Raw genomic sequence first — 24,165 nt, 5'->3', positions numbered from 1 at the left:
ACCTCCTTATATAGGAGGTAATGTGTTGCTTACTGAAAAAAGATAAATAAACAATGTAGAGAGGGTTTAGTGAAATGAAGTTGCATACACTTGTATCATGTTTGCATGATTTTCCAGTTGTTCCAAAAGAAAATCCAGAAATCACATCTATAGAAGCTGATTCACGTAAAGTGAAAGAGGGAAGCTTATTTGTATGTATGAAAGGATATACGGTTGATAGCCATGATTTTGCTAAGCAAGCAGCGGCACAAGGAGCGGCTGCTATTGTTGCGGAAAGACCAATTGATGTTGACGTTCCAGTTGTACTTGTGAAAAATACTTTTCGTTCGTTAGCGGTTTTAGCTGATTATTTTTATGGTCAACCGACACACAAGTTACATTTAATCGGAATTACAGGTACAAATGGAAAGACAACAACATCGCATATTATGGATGAGATTATGCGAGCACATGGTCATAAAACAGGGCTAATTGGAACGATTAATATGAAAATCGGTGATGAAACATTTGAGGTGAAAAATACAACACCAGATGCACTAACACTTCAACAGACGTTTTCAAAAATGGTTGAACAAGGTGTGGACAGCACGGTAATGGAAGTTTCGTCACATGCGTTAGATCTTGGTCGTGTACACGGATGTGATTACGATGTAGCGGTGTTTACGAATTTAACACAAGATCATTTAGACTATCATAAAACGATGGAAGAATATAAACATGCAAAAGGGTTACTATTTGCACAGCTTGGCAATAGTTATAATCATAATCGTGAAAAGTACGCTGTGCTGAATAGCGATGATAATGTAACAGAAGAGTATATGAGAAGTACTGCAGCAACAGTTGTAACATATGGTATTGATACAACAAGTGACATTATGGCAAAAAATATTGTTATGACGAGTGGCGGGACTACATTTACGCTTGTCACACCATATGAAAGTGTAAATGTTACGATGAAATTAATAGGTAAATTTAATGTATATAACGTACTTGCAGCAACAGCAGCAGGACTTGTTTCGGGTGTGAAATTAGAAACAATCATTGCTGTTATAAAAGAACTAGCTGGGGTTCCAGGGCGTTTTGAAGTTGTTGATGGAGGACAAAATTATACAGTTATTGTTGATTACGCACATACGCCGGATAGTTTAGAAAATGTATTAAAAACTGCAAAACAATTTGCAAAAGGTGATGTGTATTGTATCGTTGGTTGTGGCGGCGATAGGGACCGAACGAAGAGACCGATAATGGCAAGTGTTGCAACAAAATATGCAACTCATGCAATTTACACATCAGATAATCCAAGAAGTGAAGATCCAGCGGCTATTTTAGATGATATGGTACATGGTGCAAGTGGGAAAAATTATGAAGTGATTATTGATAGAAAAGAAGCGATACACCATGCAATCACTAAAGCGAAAGCAGATGATATCATTATTATTGCTGGTAAGGGTCATGAAACGTATCAAATTATTGGTAAAGAAGTTCATCATTTTGATGATCGTGAAGTTGCTAAAGAAGCAATTAAAGGGCGTTTAAGCAACGAAGAGTAACAACGTGAGAGGAGGACTACATGTGCTTGAGCAAGGTTTATTAGTAACGGCTGGGGTAGCATTCTTAATTTCTGTTGCCCTTTCGCCATTGTTTATTCCATTTTTAAGAAAATTAAAGTTCGGACAGAGTATTCGTGATGAGGGACCAAAGTCACATCAAAAAAAATCAGGGACACCGACAATGGGTGGTATCGTCATATACGTATCTATGATGGTAACTTCACTTATTATGGCGATTAAGTTTAATTATTTAGGTGCAGAGGTTTCGTTATTACTATTAGTGACGTTTGGTTACGGCTTGATTGGATTTTTAGATGACTACATAAAGGTAGTTAAGAAGAGAAATCTTGGTTTAACATCAAAACAAAAATTAGTAGGTCAGCTTGTTATTGCTATTGCATTCTTTTTAATTGGAAAAGGGCAAGCGTTCCACACATACATCATGATTCCGGGAACGGATGTTAAGTTTGAATTAGGTTGGGCGTATTTCGTACTTGTACTATTTATGCTTATTGGTGGATCAAATGCAGTTAACTTAACTGACGGTTTAGATGGTTTATTATCAGGAACAGCTGCTATTGCATTTGGAGCATTTAGTATTATTGCTGTGGCACAAGAGCAATTTGGAGTGGCGATATTCTGTATGGCAGTTGTAGGAGCTGTACTTGGATTTTTAGTATTCAATGCGAATCCAGCAAAAGTGTTTATGGGAGATACAGGTTCATTAGCTTTAGGTGGAGCCATTGCAGCTGTAGCGATTTTATTAAAACAAGAATTGCTACTTGTAATTATCGGCGGAGTATTCGTAATGGAAACTTTATCGGTTATTATTCAGGTCATTTCATTTAAAACAACAGGAAAACGTGTCTTTAAAATGAGTCCATTACACCATCATTATGAATTATGTGGTTGGTCAGAGTGGCGTGTTGTTGTGACGTTTTGGTCTGCAGGATTTTTATTAGCTGTGTTAGGAATTTATATCGGGGTGTGGATGTAATTGAAAACTGTAACTGAATTTCAAAATAAGAATATTCTTGTATTAGGCATTGCAAAAAGTGGTTATGCAGCAGCTACATTGTTACAAAAGTTAGGGGCAAATGTTATTGTAAATGACGGAAAGCCTTTAGCAGAGAATGTACTTGCTGCAGAATTACAAGCAAAAGGAATGGACGTTGTATGCGGTGGTCATCCTTTAGAATTATTAGAGAGAAATATTTCTCTTGTAGTAAAAAATCCAGGAATCCCGTATTCTAATCCAATATTAGTTGCTGCGAAAGAAAAGCAAATTCCGATTGTTACGGAAGTTGAATTAGCATATCGTATTTCAGAAGCACCATTTGTTGGGATTACGGGGTCTAACGGTAAAACGACGACGACAATGCTGACATTTGAAATGCTAAAAGAAGGACAAAAGCATCCTGTAATTGCAGGGAACATTGGCACTGTAGCGTGTGAAGTAGCACAGGATGCAAAAGAAAATGAAGTTGTAGTTACAGAACTTTCATCATTTCAATTGATGGGAGTAGAATTGTTCCAACCTAAAATTGCTGCGTTTTTAAATTTATTTGAGGCCCACTTAGATTATCATGGGACGAAGAAAGAATATGGTTTAGCGAAAGCAAATATTTTTAAAAACCAAACAGAAAATGATTATAGTGTAATAAATGCGGATGATGCAGATGTGATGGCTTTGTCTGCGTATTCTAAAGGTCAAAAAATCCTGTTTTCGACAACGAAAGAAATTGAAGATGGCGCGTGTATAAAAGATAACGCTCTTTATTTCAAAGGTGAAAAAGTTGTTGAAGTAAGCGATATCGTTTTACCTGGTCAACATAATTTAGAAAATATTTTAGCTGCGATGAGTATTGCGAAATTATTAGGTACTTCTAATGAAGCAATTACGGTCGTGTTAAAACGTTTTACGGGTGTAAAACATCGTTTAGAATATGTAACAACGATTAACAACCGTAAGTTTTATAATGATTCAAAAGCAACGAATATGTTAGCGACTGAGAAAGCACTATCTGCGTTTACACAACCGATTGTGTTACTAGCAGGTGGGCTTGATCGCGGAAATGAATTCGATGATTTAATTCCGTATTTCAAAAATGTAAAAGCGATTGTAACATTTGGACAAACAGCTCCTAAACTAGTAAGAGCGGCAGAAAAAGCGGGATTAGATATAATTGAAAGTGTCGATACTTTAGATGAAGCAGTGGTGAAAGCTTATGCTCATTCTAAAGATGGCGATGTTGTTCTTCTTTCTCCAGCGTGTGCAAGCTGGGATCAATTTAAAACATTTGAAGAAAGAGGAGACATTTTTATACAAGCTGTGCATAAACTTATATAAAGTAAATCAAAACATCAGTAGGCTAACACCTACTGATGTTTTGTTACATAGGGCAAAAGGTTCTGCCTAAAGAGGTGGTGTTTGTGGGTAATGAAGAAAACGCCTGATTTTATTCTCATCATCGTAACACTTTCATTGTTGACAATCGGAATGATTATGGTTTATAGTGCGAGTGCAGTTTGGGCCTCTTATAAAATGGGGGACTCATTCTTTTTTGCAAAAAGACAATTACTGTTTGCGGGTCTTGGTGTAGTAGCTATGTTTTTTATTATGAAAATTGATTATTGGGTGTGGCGTACGTATTCAAAAGTGATTTTGCTAGTTTGCTTCATTCTTCTTATTCTCGTTCTTATTCCTGGAGTAGGTCTTGTTCGAGGAGGAGCACGAAGTTGGATTGGAATCGGAGCATTTTCGATTCAACCGTCAGAATTTATGAAGTTTGCGATGATTATTTTCTTGGCAAAGTTTTTAGCAGAACGGCAAAAATTGATTACATCTTTTAAACGTGGTTTATTACCGGCCCTTAGTTTTGTGTTTCTTGCTTTTGGGATGATTATGTTACAGCCAGACCTTGGGACAGGAACGGTAATGGTTGGGACATGTATCATTATGATATTCATTTCGGGAGCGAGAGTCTTTCACTTTGCAATGTTTGGTTTGATTGGTGTAGCAGGATTTGTAGGGTTAATTGCATCAGCACCGTATCGAATGAAACGCATTACATCATATTTAGATCCGTGGTCAGATCCGCTCGGGAGTGGATTTCAAATTATCCAATCATTACTTGCAATTGGACCTGGTGGATTATTTGGGCTTGGACTTGGACAAAGTAGACAAAAATTTCTTTATTTACCTGAACCACAAACTGACTTTATATTTGCAATCTTATCCGAGGAATTAGGTTTTATTGGTGGTTCATTTGTGTTATTATTATTTAGTCTATTATTATGGCGCGGGATTCGTATCGCATTAGGAGCGCCAGATTTATATGGTACGTTTTTAGCAGTAGGTATTGTGGCGATGATTGCGATTCAAGTAATGATTAATGTTGGTGTTGTAACAGGACTGATGCCTGTTACGGGTATTACCTTGCCGTTTTTAAGTTATGGTGGATCAAGTTTGACATTAATGTTAATGGCAGTAGGTGTATTATTAAATATAAGTCGCCATTCTCGCTACTAAACCCTGTTTATAAGACAGGGTTTTTCGTATGTGTGTAAAAATGCAATATGTATATAGAAATAAGTATAATGGAAATAAGAAAAGAGAAGCGGAGGAGTTAGTAGTGCGTGTATTAGTGAGTGGTGGGGGTACTGGTGGTCATATTTATCCAGCTCTTGCTTTAATTAGAGAAATAAAAAAGTTAAATCCAGAAGCGAGATTTTTATATATTGGTACGGAAAATGGACTAGAGAGTACAATCGTTCCAAAAGCAGGTATACCATTTCAATCTATTGTTATAAGTGGATTTAAACGAAAAATATCATTAGATAATGTGAAAACAGTAATGCGTTTTCTAAAAGGTGTACAGGATAGTAAACGATACATTCGTCGTTTTAATCCGGATATCGTAATTGGAACGGGTGGATATGTATGTGGACCAGTTGTATACGCTGCAGCCAAATTAGGTATTCCAACTATTGTACATGAACAAAATAGTGTACCAGGTGTAACGAACAAGTTTTTAAGCCGTTATGTTGATAAAGTTGCTGTTTGTTTTGAAGCAGCTATAGAGCATTTTCCAGAGTCAAAAGTGGTAATGACAGGTAATCCACGAGCATCAGAGGTAATGGATCAAAATGGAATGAAGGGGAAACGTTCAGTTGGGCTTTCTCTTCCTAAAAAGTCTGTACTTATATTTGGTGGAAGTCGTGGGGCTAGACCGATTAACGATGCCTTCGTTGAAGCAATTGAACAGTTTGGGAACAAAAGCTACGAAATACTATATGTAACGGGTGAAGTACATTATGATAAAGTGATGGAAGCCGTGAAGCAAAAAGGGAACCCAAGCAATGTTATTATTAAGCCGTTCATTCATAATATGCCAGAGGTACTAACTGGTGTAGACCTTGTTGTTTCAAGGGCTGGGGCAACAACACTTGCAGAATTAACAGCGTTAGGAAAACCAAGTGTGTTAATACCGAGTCCGTATGTAACAAATAATCATCAGGAAAAGAATGCACGTTCAGTTGTTGATAAAGGAGCGGCAAAAATGTTACTTGAAAAAGATTTAACAGCTGAAACGCTTATTCGTGATATTGATGAGATTTTATTGAATGCACAAACATTACAAAATATGAAGCTAGCGGCTAAGCAACTAGGTATTCCAGATGCAGCAAATAAGCTGTATGAAGTAATGAATAAGCTTGTAAAAAAATAAAGTGAGGCTTTAATTAGTGGGGAGTGATTCTCTCTCGTTGATTATTATCTTTCACTAATCGGATGTTTACTGACATCCTGATTCCGCCTAATTTCTTTGTTATCGCCGAATTTTGATTTAGGAGCTGTACTGCCCGTAAATAGGGGGATAACGTTAGGTGAACGCCCTGCATATTATTGTCATAAGGAGACTTAATATGGGGGAGATTGTCTATGGAACAATTAGTAAATGAGCTTATAGAAGCAGACGTTGGTCGTGTTTTAGTTAACGAGCCGTTAGCACGTTATACAACTATGAAAATAGGTGGACCAGCGGATATTTTAATTGTGCCAAAGCATGTAGCCGGTATTGAAAAAACATTACAGTTAGTAAAGCAATACAAAACGAAGTGGACTGTAATTGGTCGCGGTTCAAACCTTCTTGTATCTGATCAAGGCATAGAAGGTGTTGTTATTCGTTTAGGAGAAGGATTAGATCACTTAGAGGTCGAAAAACATAAGGTAAGAGTTGGTAGTGGATATCCTCTTATTAAATTGTCAACTTTACTTAGTCGTCAAGGGTTAGCTGGATTGGAGTTTGCGAGCGGTATTCCAGGAAGTGTCGGTGGTGCAGTATACATGAATGCAGGTGCACATAAATCGGATATATCGAGTGTATTATCGAAGGCTCTCATTCTGTTTGAAGACGGTACAATTGCCTGGTTAACGAATAAAGAACTGGAGTTTTCTTATCGGTCATCTGTATTGCAAACGAAACGTCCTGGTATTGTTTTAGAGGCGGAGTTTCAATTACAGGCGGGAAAACGTGAAGAAATTGTACGTAGCATGCAAAATAATAAAGACTACCGCCGTGAAACGCAACCATGGAATCATCCGTGTGCAGGAAGTATATTTCGGAATCCAATCCCACATTTTGCAGGAGATTTAGTAGAAAAAGCAGGGCTTCGTGGTTATAGGATTGGTGGAGCTCAAATTTCTGAAATGCATGGCAATTTTATTGTTAATACCGGGGGAGCTTCAGCGCAAGATGTATTGTCTTTAATTGAATTAATAAAACATACAATTAAGGATAAATTTGATGTAGATATGCACACAGAAGTAGAAATCATTGGAAGATAACGGTTATTCGTTCCGCTCATTATCATTTATGTTATAATAAGAAGATAAGAACGGCATGAGGAACATGCCGTTCTTTATGTTACATAGGGGGATCGTACATGAATAATAGTAAAGTGATTAAACTACAAGATCGTGTACCAAAATTGAAAAATCAAAAGAAAAAAAACAAAAAAAATGTTAATCATCGATTGATTTTATACATATCAATTTTATTTTTATTAGTGCTCTTTTTAATTTATTTTCGGTCTCCGCTTAGTAATATAAAAAAGATTAGTGTGTTTGGAAATCACTATATGACGGATGAGCAAGTAATGAAGGATTCAGGCGTGACATATGATACAAGTTATTTCCGAGTGACAGCACATAAAGCTGAAGAAAACTTAACGAAGCGAAAAGAAATTAAAGCAGTAAATGTAAAAAAACGTTTTCCAAACAAGATTGATATTCATATCGAAGAATATTTAACGATTGGTTATATAAATAAAGAGGGAAAATTACAACCGTTATTAGAAAATGGAAAAACGCTTGATGTACTACCTAATGGAAAACTTCCTGTTGCAGCACCGATTTTTGAACCTTTTAAAGAAGAGAAAATGAAGGAGTTAATCGCTGAACTAGAAAAATTAACACCAGCTATTTTAAAATCTATTTCGGAGATTCGCTATTCACCAACGAATGCGAATGAAGATCATCTTACTTTATATATGAATGAAGGTTATGAAGTGAGCACTACGATTCAAAATTTCGCAAAACGTATGGAAGCCTATCCACTTATTTTAAAAACAATTGAGCCAGGTAAGAAGGTATTAATTGACTTAGAAGTAGGTGCATATACGAAAGAATTAGGTGCGGAAGAAAAAAAAGAATAGAATGGTAGTTTTCGTTGCTTATAGCAGAAAAAACGAAACGAATGTTCTATTATATGTATACGAATTTAGAAGAATGGTTCATTTGATGAAAAATATGTAAAAATTCTTAGATTCATACTAGTATTGGTACAAGTTTCACTTTTCTATGAGTACATCTTAGTGTAGACTTATACTTGGCGGTAAACTTTACACTCGAAATAGAATTATTTCAAGATAAGCAGTTATTCATAGTTTACTGCGATATTCTTAATTGAATGCTAAATAAAAATAAGAAAAATATAGGGTTAAAAAAGGGAAACGTATAAAGACGTTGAATATTTTTCTTATAAATAGTAAAGTTGCGATTGTTGTTCCATATATTGAGTTGTATGGTATAAATAAAGAAGGAGGTGCCAAAGAATGAACAGCAATGAAATATATGTTAGTCTTGACATCGGTACATCCAATGTTAAAGTCATCATTGGTGAAATGGTTAATGACAGCTTAAACATTATTGGTGTTGGAAATGTAAAATCAAATGGTTTAAAGAAGGGATCGATAGTTGATATAGACGAGACTGTTCGATCAATTAAAAAAGCAATTGAACAAGCTGAGCGCATGGTGGGAATCCACATTGAGCAAGTTGTAGTAGGTGTCAATGCAAACCAGGTACAGCTACTTCCTTGTCACGGAGTAGTCGCTGTTTCAAATGAAGATCGTGAAATCGGGAATGAAGATGTCTTACGCGTTCTAGATGCAGCACAAGTTGTGTCAATTGCTCCAGAACGTGAGTTTATTGATGTGGTACCTCGACAGTTCATCGTAGACGGTCTTGACGAGATTAACGATCCACGCGGGATGATCGGTGTAAGATTAGAAATGGAAGGTACACTTATTACAGGCTCGAGAACTTTACTACATAACCTACTTCGTTGTGTAGAAAAAGCAGGTCTTGAAATTGTTGATATTTGTCTTCAACCTTTAGCGGCTGCAACAGTTGCTATATCTTCAGATGAAAAAAATAGAGGAGTAGCCCTTGTTGATATGGGGGGAGGATCTACAACTTTATCTATTTTTAAAGATGGAGAGTTACAAGCGACGAGCGTATTACCATTAGGTGGAGACCATATAACGAAAGATATTGCGATTGGGTTGAAAACTTCAACAGAAAATGCAGATCAAATTAAGTTGAAATATGGACATGCTTTTTATGATACAGCATCTGAAGAAGAGATGTTTACGGTTCCTATTATGGGAAGTGATCAAACAGAACAATATTCTCAGTTGGAATTATCGGATATAATAGAGGCTCGTGTAGAGGAAATTTTAATGTTTGTTCAAGATGAAGTGCGTAAGTTAGGAGTAAAGCAAGTGGCTTCTGGTTATGTACTAACTGGCGGAATTGCTTCTATGCCAGGTGTTCTTGATCTTGCATATGATATTTTACATGAAAATGTTCGTGTAGCAACTCCTGATTATATTGGTGTGCGTGAGCCTCAATATACAAGTGGAGTTGGATTAATTAAACATTCTTATCAAAAAGCTAAATTACGTGGGAAAAATGTGCAGGAAAAGCAAGAACATTTTGAACCAGTACCAGCACCAGCACCAACGCCGGTACAACAGCAACCCGCGAAACAAAAAACTCGTAATCAAAACAATAATAATCAAAATGATGACCGCATGATGTCAAAAGTAAAACGTGTATTCCGTTATTTATGGGATTAAAATTGGACACGAAAAATGAGGTTCTAGGGGGATTTCGACATGTTAGAGTTTGATACTACTCAAGATCAATTAGCGAATATAAAAGTTATCGGTGTCGGCGGTGGCGGAAACAATGCTGTAAACCGTATGATTGAACACGGTGTACAAGGTGTAGACTTTATCGCTGTGAACACTGATGCACAAGCATTAAATCTATCAAAAGCTGAAACAAAAATGCAAATTGGTGGAAAATTAACGCGTGGACTTGGTGCAGGCGCAAACCCTGAAGTAGGGAAAAAAGCTGCAGAAGAAAGTAAAGAACAGATCCAAGAAGCACTTCGTGGTGCGGATATGGTCTTCGTAACTGCCGGTATGGGCGGTGGAACTGGAACTGGTGCAGCTCCAGTTGTTGCTCAAGTTGCAAAAGAATTAGGTGCTTTAACAGTTGGTGTTGTAACACGTCCATTTACTTTTGAAGGACGTAAGCGTGCGACGCAAGCAGCATCTGGTATTGCAGCATTTAAAGAAAATGTAGATACTCTTATTGTAATTCCAAACGATCGCTTATTAGAGATTGTTGATAAAAATACGCCAATGTTAGAAGCATTCCGTGAAGCTGATAACGTATTACGTCAAGGTGTTCAAGGTATTTCGGATTTAATTGCAACGCCAGGTTTAATTAACTTAGACTTTGCAGACGTAAAGACAATTATGTCTAATAGAGGTTCTGCTTTAATGGGTATTGGTTCTGGTAACGGGGAAAATCGTGCTGCAGAAGCTGCGAAAAAAGCGATTTCTAGTCCATTACTAGAAACATCTATTGATGGAGCTCAAGGTGTTATCATGAACATTACGGGTGGCGCTAACTTAAGCTTATATGAAGTACAAGAAGCGGCAGATATCGTAGCTTCAGCTTCAGATCCAGAAGTAAATATGATCTTCGGTTCTGTTATTAACGAAGGATTAAAAGATGATATCGTTGTAACTGTAATTGCAACTGGTTTTGATGATAGCATTGCAACTCAACCACCAAAACCAATTATTCGCCCGAATGCGAACCACACGCAACAACAGCAACAACCAGTAGCTCAACCTTCAAAACAACGTGAAGTAAAACGTGAAATGAAGCGTGAAGAGCCAGTTGTACATGAGCGTCATTCAGATTCAGATGATATCGATATTCCAGCATTTTTACGTAACCGTCGTAGACGATAAAAAAAGGAGCTTTCATGCTCCTTTTTTGTTTTTTTAATGGAAAAGACCTGCTAAGCAGGTCTTTTTTTTATTTGGTATATTTTGTTGGTGAAAATAAGAGTATATCATTCTATGAATTTGTACTTTTATTTTTTACCGACAGATTATGTCTAGAAATCACAAAATAACAAAAAAACACCTCCGCAAATTGACACACTTTCCTATTGGATATGCATTATACTAGTCTCAACTTGAAAAAAGAGGTGAATTGTTTGGTTGTTTACGCCGACGTTGTTTGGTTGTTAAACGCCTGCATTGATTTTCTTTTGCTTTTATTAACAGCTACCGTGTTAAAAAAGAAAATCAAAAAATGGAGGCTTGTGTTAGGGGCATTTATAGGTTCAACTATTGTTATTTTTGCCTTTACTCCTTTTGCTTCTATGATGACACATCCAATTATGAAACTACTGTACTCGTTACTTATTGTGTATACAGCATTTGGGTTTACAACATTTAGAAATTATGCACAAACTGTTTTTACTTTTTACTTTGTAACCTTTATGGTTGGCGGAGGATTAATTGGAACTCATTTCTTTTTGCAAACGAATGAAATGGTAAATGGATTGGTTCAATCTCAGTCAATTTCTTACGGTGATCCAATTAGTTGGTTATTTGTTATTTTTGGTTTTCCAGTAATTTATTATTTTTCTAAAAAGCGTATTGAAAGCGTAGAGGTCACGAAAATACACTATGATCAAATTGTGAAAGTAAAAATTCAATTAGCAGAAGAAGAACTAGAACTGGCAGGTCTTATTGACAGTGGGAACCAACTTTATGACCCATTAACAAAAACACCCGTTATGATTATGCATGTTTCATCATTAGAACATTGCTTACCATCTTGGTTAACAGAACAAATTTATTCCAAAACAGAAATTCCTCAAATACCAGAAAATGATTCTGGTTGGGCGACAAAATTACGCTTAATTCCTTTCCGTGCAGTAGGGGTAGAGAGTCAATTTTTGTGGGCAATTAAGCCTGACAGTGTGCAAGTTGACCATGAAGGTAGTTCTATTGTTGTAAACAAAGTATTAATTGGATTAAATACACAACAGCTTTCTACTAATGGGGAGTATCAATGTATTGTGCATCCAAAAATGTTGATTTCACAAAAAATGGTAATTGCTTAATAATGAGAGGCGGGATAATATGATGAAATTAAAATTTTATTTAGTATACCTTTGGTATAAAGTATTGCTGAAATTAGGAATTAAGACCGATGAAATTTATTATATTGGTGGAAGTGAAGCGTTGCCACCACCGTTAACAAAAGAAGAAGAGGAAGTTCTTTTGAATAAATTGCCAAAAGGAGATCAGGCAGCAAGGTCATTACTTATTGAACGTAACTTAAGGCTCGTTGTATATATAGCAAGAAAGTTTGAAAATACAGGGATAAATATTGAAGATTTGATTAGTATAGGAACAATCGGCCTTATTAAAGCGGTAAATACATTTAATCCAGAAAAGAAAATAAAATTAGCAACATATGCATCGCGTTGTATAGAAAATGAAATTTTAATGCATTTACGTCGAAATAACAAAAATCGTTCGGAAGTTTCTTTTGATGAACCACTAAACATTGATTGGGATGGGAATGAACTGTTATTGTCTGACGTGTTAGGTACAGATGATGATATTATTACAAAAGATTTAGAAGCTACTGTAGATCGTCACCTTTTAATGAAAGCATTACACCAATTAAATGATCGTGAAAAACAAATTATGGAACTTCGGTTTGGGCTTGCTGGAGGAGAGGAAAAGACGCAAAAAGATGTGGCTGATATGCTTGGGATTTCACAGTCATACATTTCGCGTTTAGAAAAAAGAATTATAAAAAGATTACGAAAAGAATTTAATAAAATGGTGTAAAGAATAAGACCAGCCGTTATGTAGGCTGGTCTTATTCTATTTAGTTGTATTAGGAAAGATAATTTAAATAACAAATCGTGAAAAAACCACATGCATAAAATCCCCTTCAAAGGAAATACTTTACACTGTACAGCAACTCCCGATAGGAGGGAACACTTTGACGAGAAACAAAGTAGAAATTTGCGGTGTTGATACAGCTAAACTTCCAGTATTAAAAAATGAAGAGATGCGTAAATTATTTCGTGAAATGCAAAGTGGAGAGATAAGCGCAAGAGAAAAATTAGTGAATGGAAACTTACGTCTTGTACTGAGCGTCATCCAAAGATTTAATAACAGAGGAGAATATGTTGACGATTTATTTCAAGTTGGTTGCATCGGACTTATGAAATCAATTGATAATTTTGATTTAGGCCAAAATGTAAAATTTTCAACGTATGCTGTGCCGATGATTATTGGGGAAATACGCAGATATTTGCGTGATAATAATCCGATTCGCGTATCGCGCTCATTGCGAGATATTGCGTATAAAGCTTTGCAAGTAAGAGAAAAGTTGATTGCAGAAAATTCAAAAGAACCAACAGCAATGGATATTGCAAAAGTGCTAGAAGTAACTCATGAAGAGATAGTATTTGCTTTAGATGCAATTCAAGATCCAGTTTCATTATTTGAACCGATTTATAATGATGGGGGAGATCCTATCTTTGTTATGGATCAGTTAAGTGATGAAAAACAAAAGGACGAGCAGTGGGTTGAAGAATTAGCATTGAAAGAAGGAATGAAGCGTTTAAATGATAGAGAGAAAATGATTATTAGAAAACGTTTCTTCCAAGGAAAGACACAGATGGAAGTTGCAGAAGAAATTGGGATTTCCCAAGCGCAAGTATCACGTTTAGAGAAGTCAGCCATTAAACAAATGAATAAAACGATTCAAGGATAAGGTCTCACCAATTATGGTGAGACCTTTTTATATGTAATATGGTTTGTGCTCATAGTAGGGGATTTGTGTTCATATAATGAAACTAGCATGGTGTTTCGTGTAGGTGGCTTCCTGTAAATATGAGAAACAGTTTCCAATTTGTCATATAAGGGAGAGGATAAAAATGGTGATACGAATTTCAGAGTTACAGATGAAGGATGTTATAAATATTTCAGATGGAAAAAGGATTGGGAATATTGGAGATATTGAAATTGATATGAACACAGGGAAAATTTGTTCTGTTATTATTTCCAAACAGACACGTATGCTAGGTATTTTTGGAAAAGATGTTGAGATTGTAATTCCTTGGAAGGAAATTGTGAAAATTGGGGAAGATGTCATACTTGTAAGAGTAAATCCTGTTAATTCTGTAACAGAATCAATACAAACACCGACAATTTCATAAAGAATATTACAAATTCCTCTTTTTTTTCTGTTAGGATTATGAAAAAATAAAAGTATGGTAAAATAGACAGGAAGTACCATGCTTTTTTCTGTTATTTTAATTAAAAGGAGCCGCTTTATTATGAGAGAACCATTTAAATATGTGGACGGTATACTGTATTTACAAGCGTGGAAAGAACTTGGAAACATTACTGCTGGATTTACGACAAAAGATGGTGGGATAAGTACGGGCTCCTTTCATGCGATGAATTTAGGATTACATGTGAATGATATCGTGGAGAACGTTCATGAAAACAGACGCATTTTAGCAAATAAGTTACAAAAACCATTAGAAAATTGGATTTGCTCTGAACAAGTTCATGCTCATCATGTTGAAAAAGTAGGGCAACAGGAAAAGGGAAGTGGTGTCTATTCATATGAGGACGGCATTTCAAAAACAGATGGCATTTATACGAGTAATGAAGATGTTCTGTTAACGTCTTGTTACGCGGATTGTGTTCCGCTCTATTTTTATGCACCATCACATGGTATGATAGGACTTGCGCATGCTGGATGGAAAGGCACTGTACAAGAGATTGCAAAGGAAATGATTCAAAAGTGGAATGCAGAAGGTATTTCAAGTGATGAAATTCATGTTGCAATTGGGCCGTCGATCGGATCTTGTTGTTATGTTGTGGATGATCGTGTATTAACAGCAGCACAGGAAGTAGTTAGGGGTGCTGTTCCTCATCAAAAAATTTCTGACGGGCAGTACGCAATTAATTTAAAAGAAATTAATCGTATATTATGTGTACAAGCAGGCATAAAAGAAGAGCATATTGTAATGTCATCTCTTTGTACAAGCTGTGAAGAGCAACTATTTTTCTCTCATCGTCGTGATCAAGGTAAGACAGGAAGAATGTTGAGTTTCATAGGTTTTAAGGAGGAAGAAAGCAAGTGACAGTACAAGAAAATTTAGAAATTGTAAACGAAGCTATTAAAGAATCTTGCGCTCGAGCTGGACGTTCGTTGCAAGATATTAAACTTGTTGCAGTTACAAAAACTGTAGGGATTGAAAAAACAAACGAAGTAATTGAAGCTGGAGTTATCGATTTAGGTGAAAATAGAAATGAAGGTTTCTTACAGAAATACGAGCATTTCGGTTCAAAAGTTAATTGGCACTTTATTGGCTCATTACAAACGAGAAAAGTAAAAGAAATCATTAATGAAATTGATTATTTACATTCGTTAGATCGTCTTTCACTGGCGAAAGAAATTCAGAAACGTGCTGATAAGAAAGTGAAATGCTTTATTCAAGTGAAAACCTCATCTGAAGAATCGAAGCAAGGATTGGCAATAGAAGAGGTTGTTTCTTTTATTCAAAGTTTGCAAGAATTCGATAAAATTGAAGTGGTTGGACTAATGACGATGGCTCCATTTACAGAAGAAGAGGAAGAAATCAGACGCTGTTTTAAGGAATTACGTATGCTGCAAACAGAGGTGCAAGAGCTAGAGTTATTACAAGCGCCATGTAAAGAATTATCAATGGGAATGTCCAACGATTACAAGATTGCAATTGAAGAAGGGGCTACATATATTCGTTTGGGAACGATTTTAGTAGGAAAAGCGTAAAAGGAAGGAGAATCTTATTATGAGTTGGTCAAAAGTAAAATACTTCTTTTTTGATACACCGGAAGAAAAAGAAGCAGCTCAATATGGTTATGAAAAGGAGCAAACAGACATGAAAAAGCAGCAAGATCCACCAGAACAACAAGACGTTACGTTTCCGAAAGCGCAACCGAAGCAAAATGTTGTGAGTATTGAAACAGCAAAACAATCTTCAAAAGTTGTTTTATTAGAACCACGCACATATTCGGAAGCACAAGGGATTGCGGACCACTTAAAAGGTAGACGAGCTGTTGTAATTAATTTGCAGAGAATGTCTACTGATCAAGCGGTACGTATCGTTGACTTTTTAAGTGGTACTGTATACGCTATAGGCGGGGACATTCAAAAAATAGGGCCGAAAACATTTATGTGTACACCTGAAAATGTAGATATTGTTGGTGCGATTTCAGAGTTATTCGGTGAAGAAGAAGAAACAAATATAAAGAGGTGGTAATACGCCATGACAACAGTTTTTATAGTGTTAAGTTATGCTATCGAGATTTACTCGTGGGCACTTATTATTTACATTCTCCTATCATGGTTTCCTGGTGCAAAGGAATCATCTTTTGGAGAGTTCCTGGCACGTATTTGTGAACCGTATTTAGAACCATTCCGCCGCTTTATTCCGCCGCTTGGAATGATTGATATTTCTCCAATCGTTGCAATCTTTGCGTTGAAACTTGCTAAAACTGGTTTGTTCAGTTTATTAAGCTATTTCTTATAGTAAGAAGGTAAATACATGAGCATCTACGAACATTTTAGGCCTGATGAGGAGGTCTTTGTGGATAAAGTGCTAGAGTGGAAGCGAGCGGCGGAGTACCATCAAGTGAAGTTAACGGATTTTCTTGATCCTAGGCAACAACAAATTGTTTCTATGGTAATAGGACAAGGTGATGTTGCTGTGCAATTTGGTGGTGCAACGCCTCATGCAGAGCGTAAAAGAGCACTTATTTATCCAGACTATCTAGAATTAAATGAAGAAGAATTTCAAGTAGAAGTATTAGAAATTGACTATCCTTCCAAGTTTTATACGCTAGAACATAGGCAAATATTAGGTACATTTATGTCTCTTGGTTTAACAAGAGAAAAATGTGGTGATATTTTGCTGCAAGAAAATCGTGCCCAAATTGTAGTTGCGAAAGAAATTGTATCGTATATTGAGATGAACTTACAATCAATAGGGAAAGTAAAAGTCTCTTTAGCGTCAGTGCAAGGAGAACAAATTCTACAGATACATGAAACGTGGGGAGAGAAATCTGGAACGGTTTCTTCACTTCGTTTAGATGTTATGTTAGCTGAAATGTTACATTTATCTAGACAGAAAGTACAACCTTTCATAAAAAATGGTTTAGTAAAAGTCAATTGGAAAACAGTGGAGCAAACTTCTTATGAATGTTATCCAGGAGATGTTTTTTCTGTTAGAGGATATGGCCGAAGTAAATTATTTTCTGTAGAAGGTAGAACAAAACGCGACAAATGGAGAATTTTGTATGGTATACTAAAATGATTGGTTTTTTAGAAGGAAATCCTCCTATTTTGTCGAAGAAAAGATATAATTGAAAGAGGAAATTTAGATAACTACTTGGAGGTGGCGTTGTGCCGTTAACACCATTAGATATTCATAACAAAGAATTTGGTCGCGGATTCCGTGGCTATGATGAAGATCAAGTAAATGAGTTTCTTGATCAAATTATCAAAGATTATGAATTGGTCATTCGTGAGAAAAAAGCTTTAGAAGAAAAAGTTGCGCAGTTAGAAGGGAAGTTAGATCATTTCTCTAATATTGAAGATACGTTAAACAAATCTATCGTTGTTGCACAAGAAGCAGCGGAAGAAGTAAAACGTAATGCGCAAAAAGAAGCGAAATTAATTGTGCGTGAAGCTGAAAAGAATGCTGATCGTATTATTAACGAAGCATTAGTAAAATCAAGAAAAGTTGCTTTTGATATTGAAGAGCTAAAGAAACAAGCGAAAGTATTCCGAACTCGTTTCCGTATGTTATTAGAAACACAGCTTGAGATGTTAAACAACGATGATTGGGATAAACTAATTGAATTAGAAGACGAAGTAGATGAACTGTTGAAAAAAGAAGAAACAGTGTAAGCTTGACGTTTTTCTCATTATTACATATAATTTTAAACAACATATTTATTAAGAAAAACGAAGATAGGGATAAGTACCTTTTCAAACCTTATATAGCGAACTGAGGATGGTGTAAGCTCAGGATAAGGAGATAGTGGGAATATCACCCTGGAGTTCCGCGCTGAACAAATAGAGTAAGCGTAGGCGTGTATTCGCGTTAAGAATATAAAGAGGATTCTATACATATGTATATGATCTACTAGGGTGGTACCGCGGGAGACTTTCTCGTCCCTTTTGGGGATGAGAAGGTCTCTTTTTTATTCCGTTTTTTAAGTATTTCTTTTATACATGTAAGGAGGAATTGAGCATGGAGTACAAAAATACATTACTGATGCCAAAAACAGAGTTCCCAATGCGTGGGAATTTACCAAAACGTGAGCCTGCAATGCAAGAAAAATGGGCTGAAATGAATATTTACGAAAAAGTACAAGAACATACAAAAGGTCGTCCTTTATTTGTATTGCATGATGGACCTCCATATGCGAATGGTGACATTCATATGGGACATGCATTAAATAAAGTATTAAAAGACTTTATTGTTCGTTATAAATCAATGACTGGTTTTAGTGCGCCATATGTTCCGGGATGGGATACGCACGGTTTACCAATTGAACAAGCTTTAACAAATAAAGGTGTAAAACGTAAAGAAATGACAGTTGCTGAGTTCCGTAAGTTATGTGCAGAGTATGCATATGAACAAGTAGAACGTCAACGTGAACAATTTAAGCGTCTAGGTGTACGTGCAGATTGGGATAATCCATATATTACTTTAGAGCCAGCTTATGAAGCACAACAAATTAAAGTGTTTGGTGACATGGCGAAAAAAGGTTATATCTATAAAGGTCAAAAACCAGTTTACTGGTCTCCAACGAGTGAATCTGCTTTAGCGGAAGCTGAAATTGAATATCAAGATAAAAAATCAGCATCTATTTACGTAGCATTCCCTGTAAAAGATGGAAAGAACGTATTAGAAGGTGATGAAAAGTACATCATTTGGACAACAACACCTTGGACATTACCTGCAAACTTAGGTATTTCTGTTCATCCAGAGCTTGAATATAGCATTGTAAAAGTAAATGATGAGAAATATATCATTGCTTCTGAGCTGTTTGAGACAGTTGCAAAAACGTTAGAGTGGGAAAATGCTGAAGTTGTGAAAACAGTAAAAGGTAGCGAACTTGAGTATACAGTTGCAAAACATCCATTCTACGATCGTGATTCATTAGTTATGCTAGGAGATCACGTAACAACAGATGCAGGTACAGGTTGTGTTCATACAGCACCAGGACACGGGGAAGATGACTTCGTTGTTGGTAAAAAGTATGGATTAGAAGTACTTTGCCCAGTTGATGATAAAGGTGTATTAACAAATGAGGCACCTGGATTTGAAGGCTTATTCTATGATAAAGCTAACAAACCAATTACAGAAAAATTAGAAGAAGTAGGCGCGTTACTGAAACTAACATTCATTACACATTCATACCCACATGATTGGAGAACGAAAAAACCAATTATTTTCCGTGCGACAGCACAGTGGTTTGCATCTATTGAAGCATTCCGTAAAGAATTAATAGAAGCTGTAGCAGAAACAAAATGGGTACCAGCATGGGGAGAAACTCGTCTTCATAATATGGTTCGTGACCGTGGTGACTGGTGTATTTCTCGTCAGCGTGCATGGGGTGTGCCAATTCCGGTATTCTATGCTGAGAATGGTGATCCAATTATTACGGATGAAACAATTAACCATGTAGCAGATTTATTCCGTGAACACGGTTCTAACGTATGGTTCGAGCGTGAAGCGAAAGATCTATTACCAGAAGGATTTACACATCCAGGTAGCCCAAATGGTGAATTCCGTAAAGAAACAGACATCATGGATGTATGGTTCGATTCAGGTTCTTCTCACCAAGCGGTATTAGAAGAGCGCGAAGATTTACAGCGTCCAGCTGATTTATATTTAGAAGGATCTGACCAGTATCGTGGTTGGTTTAACTCTTCATTATCAACAGCAGTTGCTGTAACAGGTAAAGCTCCATATAAAGGCGTACTAAGCCACGGTTTCGTACTAGATGGTGAAGGACGTAAAATGAGTAAGTCGATTGGAAACATCGTCGTACCGAAGAAAATCATGGATCAATTAGGCGGAGACATTTTACGCTTATGGGTATCTTCTGTTGACTATCAATCTGACGTACGTATTTCAGATGATATTTTAAAACAAGTAGCAGAAGTGTATCGTAAAATCCGTAACACATTCCGTTTCTTATTAGGAAACTTAGACGACTTTAAGCCAAGTGAAAATGCAGTAGCTGTAGCTGAACTTCGTGAAGTAGATCGTTACATGTTAGTAAAATTAAATGACTTAATTACAAAAGTTAAAGAAGCATATGAGACATACGATTTCGCTGCTGTGTATCATGCAATTCATAACTTCTGTACAATTGATTTAAGTTCATTCTACTTAGACTTTGCAAAAGACATCTTATACATTGAAGGTGCAAACCACGAAGATCGTCGTGCAATTCAAACTGTATTATATGATGTTCTTGTTGCGTTAACGAAACTTGTAACACCAATCTTACCGCACACAGCTGATGAAGTATGGCCATATATTCCAGGCGTAACAGAAGAAAGTGTACAATTAACTGATATGCCAGAAGCTGTACAATTAGATGACGCGGAAGCGTTAAAAACAAAATGGGATGCATTTATGACATTACGTGATGACGTGTTAAAAGCACTAGAAGTAGCTCGTAATGAAAAAGTAATCGGTAAGTCACTAAATGCAAGCATTACGCTATATCCAACTGCAGAAATGAAAGCTATGTTAGAGTCTATTAGCGAAGACTTAAAGCAATTATTCATCGTTTCTGAGTATAAACTTGGTGGTATGATGGATGAAGCGCCAGCAGATGCACCGAAGTATGAACATACAGCGGTTGTTGTTGTTCAAGCAACTGGTGAAACATGTGAACGTTGTTGGGTAGTTTCAGAAACAATTGGTAAAGATGCTGAACATGAAACATTATGTGAGCGTTGTGCAACAGTTGTTAAAGAAAACTATGTAAAATAATAAAAAACTGACTGCTATTGATGCGGTCAGTTTTTTTGTTGATGGTATATCAAGATCACTTTCAGACTCTTTCCTGTGAAGGAAAAATGTGTGTGAGGTAAGCAAATAAATTTCGGACACACTAACTGTACATTACAGCTAGGAGGAATGTACACGTGAATGAAATTTACATGGAAATAAAAGAAGAATTGCAATTGATGAGAAAAGAGTTGCAAGAGAGACTAGCTAAAGAAGTAATGCACAAATATGATGTCGAGTTCAGCCAAGAGCTTGGATATGAAATTAAGGAAGAGATAAAGAAAAAATTGCTATTACATGATATAAAAGAGGATTTAAAGGATGTAGAACGCGCATTATTTAAAATGGAAATAGACATGTATGGTATTTGTGAAGAGACGGGGAGATTAATTTCGACAAAGCAAATGAAGACAATGCCGACTGCCCGTACGATTCATGAATTCTTCTACGAAAAGGTAAATGTATGAATACGCACAACGATATTATATTACCTTTTTAAATTTATTTTATTCTTCTATAAAGGTTCATTGTGAAAAGGTAGCAGCTATGCTAAAATTTTGAGGTACACTGTCTTTGTGGGGGAAATGAAAATGATATATTATGTAATAGCGTTATTCGTCATTGCTATCGATCAAATATCGAAGTGGTTAATTGTAAAGAACATGGAATTGGGTACGAGTATTCCGATTATCGACAATGTATTATACATAACATCACATCGAAATAGAGGCGCTGCTTGGGGTATTTTAGAAAATAAAATGTGGTTCTTCTACATTATTACAGTTGTTTTTGTAGTGTTTATTGTATTTTATATGAAAAAGTATGCGAAAACAGACAAGCTTCTAGGTATTTCGTTAAGCCTAATTTTGGGCGGGGCAATTGGTAACTTTATTGATCGTGTATTTAGACAAGAAGTAGTGGATTTCATTCACGTGTATATTTTCTCGTACAACTATCCAGTATTCAATATAGCTGATTCAGCATTATGTATTGGTGTTGTATTAATTATTATTCAAACATTATTAGAAGGCAAGAAAGCGAAGGAGTAATTGAATGAGTGAAGTAGTACAAGTAACAGTTGCAGCAGAGCAAAAAAACGAGCGAATTGATAAATTCGTTGCAGGGATAAATAACGAATGGTCACGTACGCAAGTGCAGCAATGGATTAAAGATGACGTTGTGACAGTAAACGGAAAAGCGGTAAAAGGGAATTATAAAGTAAAAGAAGAAGATGAAATTACAGTAACAATTCCTGAACCAGAAGAGTTAGATATTCAACCAGAGGATTTAAATTTAGAAATTTATTATGAAGATGCAGATGTGCTTGTTGTAAATAAGCCACGTGGTATGGTTGTACATCCAGCACCAGGGCATACAAGTGGTACACTTGTAAACGGCCTTATGCACCATTGTACAGACTTATCAGGCATTAACGGTGTAATGCGTCCAGGTATCGTGCATCGTATCGATAAAGATACATCTGGACTATTAATGGTTGCTAAAAATGATATGGCACATGAATCGCTTGTAAATCAGCTTGTAGCAAAAACAGTAACGAGACGTTACAAAGCGATTGTACACGGTGTGATTCCGCATGATAAGGGAACGATTGATGCTCCGATTGCTCGTGATAAGAAAGAGCGTCAAAGTATGACAGTTGATGAAAATGGTAAGAACGCTGTTACGCACTTCCAAGTGTTAGAACGCTTTAAAGACTTTACGCTTGTAGAATGTCGCTTAGAAACGGGACGTACGCACCAAATTCGTGTTCATATGAAATATATTGGCTATCCACTTGCAGGAGATCCGAAGTATGGTCCGAAGAAAACGTTAGATATGAATGGACAAGCACTTCATGCGGGTATTTTAGGCTTTGATCATCCTCGTACTGGTGAATATATTCAGTTTGAGGCACCGATTCCAGAAGTGTTTGAAGACTTATTAAATATTTTACGAAAATAGTATTGACAAATCATAAGAAAACTGAGATACTGACAACAGTTAAATAATGATCCTTTAACACAGCCCCGTGAGGTTGAGAAGGTAACGGTTTGAAATACTTAGGGTATGTTGTACCCTTTTTTCAAAAGTCCTCTCGCACACGCTGAGAGGACTTTTTTTATACCATTACTCTCACGCAAGAAAAAAGCTTGGAGGTGTAGAGCATGCAAGAGAAAGCTGTCGTTTTAGATGACCAAATGATTCGCCGCGCTTTAACACGAATTAGTCATGAAATCGTGGAACGAAATAAAGGTGTCGATAATTGTGTTCTTGTCGGAATTAAAACTCGTGGAATTTTTATTGCACAACGTTTGGCAGAACGAATTGGTCAAATTGAAGGAAAAGAAATGGAAGTTGGAGAGTTAGACATTACGTTATATCGTGATGATTTAACACTACAATCGAAAAATAAAGAACCACTTGTAAAAGGTTCTGATATCCCTGTAGATATTACGAAGAAGAAAGTTATCCTTGTGGATGACGTATTATATACAGGAAGAACAGTTCGAGCAGCAATGGATGCTCTTATGGATTTAGGTAGACCATCTCAAATCCAATTGGCGGTTCTTGTTGATAGAGGTCATCGCGAATTACCAATTCGCGCTGATTATGTAGGGAAGAACATTCCAACATCAAGTGAAGAGCGTATCGAAGTTGATTTGCAAGAGACAGATCAACAAGATCGAGTAAGCATATACGATAAGTAAAGCCCTTTTAAATGTAGTCCTGTGAGGCTGCCAAAGGGTCTTGGCTTTCATATGTCAAATTTGGCATACGAAAGTGTAGGACTCTTTGTGCACAGGCACAAAGAGTTTTTTTATTGCAAA

Annotated in this window: 24 protein-coding genes and 1 other annotated feature; all 24 genes read left to right on the top strand. The window is 36.3% G+C overall.

Annotation, left to right across the window (positions count from 1 at the left end; genetic code table 11):
- The first annotated feature begins 74 nt into the window (after positions 1 to 74).
- The 24 genes from murE to pyrR all read left to right on the top strand — a co-directional run bounded on the left by murE (position 75) and on the right by pyrR (position 24,045).
- Positions 75 to 1,550, top strand: a complete 1,476-nt coding sequence (gene murE, locus BHV55_RS19620; RefSeq protein WP_000766316.1) for a UDP-N-acetylmuramoyl-L-alanyl-D-glutamate--2,6-diaminopimelate ligase — start codon at positions 75 to 77, stop codon at positions 1,548 to 1,550.
- A 22-nt stretch (positions 1,551 to 1,572) separates the two neighbouring features.
- Complete coding sequence (mraY, locus tag BHV55_RS19615; RefSeq protein ID WP_000893060.1) at positions 1,573 to 2,547, top strand: phospho-N-acetylmuramoyl-pentapeptide-transferase; 975 nt, start codon at positions 1,573 to 1,575, stop codon at positions 2,545 to 2,547.
- A complete protein-coding gene (gene murD / locus BHV55_RS19610; protein WP_000860116.1) occupies positions 2,548 to 3,900 on the top strand; it encodes a UDP-N-acetylmuramoyl-L-alanine--D-glutamate ligase in 1,353 nt (450 codons plus the stop codon).
- A gap of 90 nt (positions 3,901 to 3,990) precedes the next feature.
- Positions 3,991 to 5,082, top strand: a complete 1,092-nt coding sequence (spoVE, locus tag BHV55_RS19605; protein ID WP_000753520.1) for a stage V sporulation protein E — start codon at positions 3,991 to 3,993, stop codon at positions 5,080 to 5,082.
- A gap of 103 nt (positions 5,083 to 5,185) precedes the next feature.
- A complete protein-coding gene (gene murG / locus BHV55_RS19600; RefSeq protein WP_021728036.1) occupies positions 5,186 to 6,280 on the top strand; it encodes an undecaprenyldiphospho-muramoylpentapeptide beta-N-acetylglucosaminyltransferase in 1,095 nt (364 codons plus the stop codon).
- A gap of 212 nt (positions 6,281 to 6,492) precedes the next feature.
- On the top strand, positions 6,493 to 7,398 hold the full coding sequence (murB, locus tag BHV55_RS19595) for a UDP-N-acetylmuramate dehydrogenase (RefSeq protein WP_000437021.1): 906 nt from the start codon (positions 6,493 to 6,495) through the stop codon (positions 7,396 to 7,398).
- A gap of 98 nt (positions 7,399 to 7,496) precedes the next feature.
- Positions 7,497 to 8,267, top strand: a complete 771-nt coding sequence (gene divIB / locus BHV55_RS19590) for a cell division protein DivIB (protein ID WP_001065789.1) — start codon at positions 7,497 to 7,499, stop codon at positions 8,265 to 8,267.
- A gap of 399 nt (positions 8,268 to 8,666) precedes the next feature.
- Positions 8,667 to 9,974: a cell division protein FtsA gene (gene ftsA / locus BHV55_RS19585; RefSeq protein WP_001087557.1), complete on the top strand. Its 1,308-nt coding sequence runs from the start codon at positions 8,667 to 8,669 to the stop codon at positions 9,972 to 9,974.
- 39 nt (positions 9,975 to 10,013) lie between these two features.
- A complete protein-coding gene (gene ftsZ / locus BHV55_RS19580) occupies positions 10,014 to 11,168 on the top strand; it encodes a cell division protein FtsZ (protein ID WP_000888984.1) in 1,155 nt (384 codons plus the stop codon).
- A 251-nt stretch (positions 11,169 to 11,419) separates the two neighbouring features.
- Positions 11,420 to 12,337: a sigma-E processing peptidase SpoIIGA gene (gene spoIIGA / locus BHV55_RS19575; RefSeq protein ID WP_000261970.1), complete on the top strand. Its 918-nt coding sequence runs from the start codon at positions 11,420 to 11,422 to the stop codon at positions 12,335 to 12,337.
- 19 nt (positions 12,338 to 12,356) lie between these two features.
- A complete protein-coding gene (gene sigE, locus BHV55_RS19570; protein ID WP_000976948.1) occupies positions 12,357 to 13,076 on the top strand; it encodes an RNA polymerase sporulation sigma factor SigE in 720 nt (239 codons plus the stop codon).
- A 157-nt stretch (positions 13,077 to 13,233) separates the two neighbouring features.
- Positions 13,234 to 14,013: an RNA polymerase sporulation sigma factor SigG gene (gene sigG / locus BHV55_RS19565; RefSeq protein ID WP_000197755.1), complete on the top strand. Its 780-nt coding sequence runs from the start codon at positions 13,234 to 13,236 to the stop codon at positions 14,011 to 14,013.
- A 163-nt stretch (positions 14,014 to 14,176) separates the two neighbouring features.
- Positions 14,177 to 14,458, top strand: coding sequence for a YlmC/YmxH family sporulation protein (locus BHV55_RS19560; protein ID WP_000236745.1), 282 nt, complete (start codon positions 14,177 to 14,179; stop codon positions 14,456 to 14,458).
- A 120-nt stretch (positions 14,459 to 14,578) separates the two neighbouring features.
- On the top strand, positions 14,579 to 15,397 hold the full coding sequence (gene pgeF, locus BHV55_RS19555; RefSeq protein WP_001209006.1) for a peptidoglycan editing factor PgeF: 819 nt from the start codon (positions 14,579 to 14,581) through the stop codon (positions 15,395 to 15,397).
- A complete protein-coding gene (locus BHV55_RS19550; protein ID WP_070756919.1) occupies positions 15,394 to 16,068 on the top strand; it encodes a YggS family pyridoxal phosphate-dependent enzyme in 675 nt (224 codons plus the stop codon). The genes pgeF and BHV55_RS19550 overlap by 4 nt, the downstream gene beginning before the upstream one ends.
- 19 nt (positions 16,069 to 16,087) lie before the next feature.
- Complete coding sequence (locus BHV55_RS19545) at positions 16,088 to 16,558, top strand: cell division protein SepF (protein WP_000119129.1); 471 nt, start codon at positions 16,088 to 16,090, stop codon at positions 16,556 to 16,558.
- A gap of 6 nt (positions 16,559 to 16,564) precedes the next feature.
- Positions 16,565 to 16,828: a YggT family protein gene (locus BHV55_RS19540; protein WP_000214233.1), complete on the top strand. Its 264-nt coding sequence runs from the start codon at positions 16,565 to 16,567 to the stop codon at positions 16,826 to 16,828.
- 15 nt (positions 16,829 to 16,843) lie between these two features.
- Positions 16,844 to 17,611 (top strand): YlmH family RNA-binding protein, encoded by a 768-nt coding sequence (locus BHV55_RS19535; protein WP_048567496.1) that lies wholly within the window; start codon positions 16,844 to 16,846, stop codon positions 17,609 to 17,611.
- An 89-nt stretch (positions 17,612 to 17,700) separates the two neighbouring features.
- The gene (gene divIVA / locus BHV55_RS19530; RefSeq protein WP_001131611.1) at positions 17,701 to 18,207 is read left to right on the top strand and encodes a septum site-determining protein DivIVA; all 507 of its coding nucleotides are present in this window, start codon (positions 17,701 to 17,703) and stop codon (positions 18,205 to 18,207) included.
- 51 nt (positions 18,208 to 18,258) lie between these two features.
- Positions 18,259 to 18,482, top strand: a binding site (T-box leader).
- Positions 18,483 to 18,553: 71 nt separating this feature from the next.
- On the top strand, positions 18,554 to 21,319 hold the full coding sequence (gene ileS2 / locus BHV55_RS19525; protein WP_000455952.1) for an isoleucine--tRNA ligase: 2,766 nt from the start codon (positions 18,554 to 18,556) through the stop codon (positions 21,317 to 21,319).
- A 155-nt stretch (positions 21,320 to 21,474) separates the two neighbouring features.
- Positions 21,475 to 21,804 (top strand): TraR/DksA C4-type zinc finger protein, encoded by a 330-nt coding sequence (locus BHV55_RS19520; protein WP_001002956.1) that lies wholly within the window; start codon positions 21,475 to 21,477, stop codon positions 21,802 to 21,804.
- A gap of 123 nt (positions 21,805 to 21,927) precedes the next feature.
- The gene (lspA, locus tag BHV55_RS19515) at positions 21,928 to 22,386 is read left to right on the top strand and encodes a lipoprotein signal peptidase LspA (RefSeq protein ID WP_000642184.1); all 459 of its coding nucleotides are present in this window, start codon (positions 21,928 to 21,930) and stop codon (positions 22,384 to 22,386) included.
- A 4-nt stretch (positions 22,387 to 22,390) separates the two neighbouring features.
- Positions 22,391 to 23,299 (top strand): RluA family pseudouridine synthase, encoded by a 909-nt coding sequence (locus BHV55_RS19510; RefSeq protein ID WP_048567497.1) that lies wholly within the window; start codon positions 22,391 to 22,393, stop codon positions 23,297 to 23,299.
- Positions 23,300 to 23,502: 203 nt separating this feature from the next.
- Positions 23,503 to 24,045, top strand: coding sequence for a bifunctional pyrimidine operon transcriptional regulator/uracil phosphoribosyltransferase (gene pyrR, locus BHV55_RS19505; RefSeq protein ID WP_001156491.1), 543 nt, complete (start codon positions 23,503 to 23,505; stop codon positions 24,043 to 24,045).
- The last annotated feature ends 120 nt before the right edge of the window (positions 24,046 to 24,165 follow it).

Origin of the sequence: Bacillus sp. RZ2MS9 (genome assembly GCF_001816185.2) — a bacterium.
Classification (GTDB): Bacteria; Bacillota; Bacilli; order Bacillales; family Bacillaceae_G; genus Bacillus_A; species Bacillus_A cereus.
Note: the sequence above shows the minus strand (reverse complement) of the source record. Positions and strands in the feature narration are given on the sequence as shown.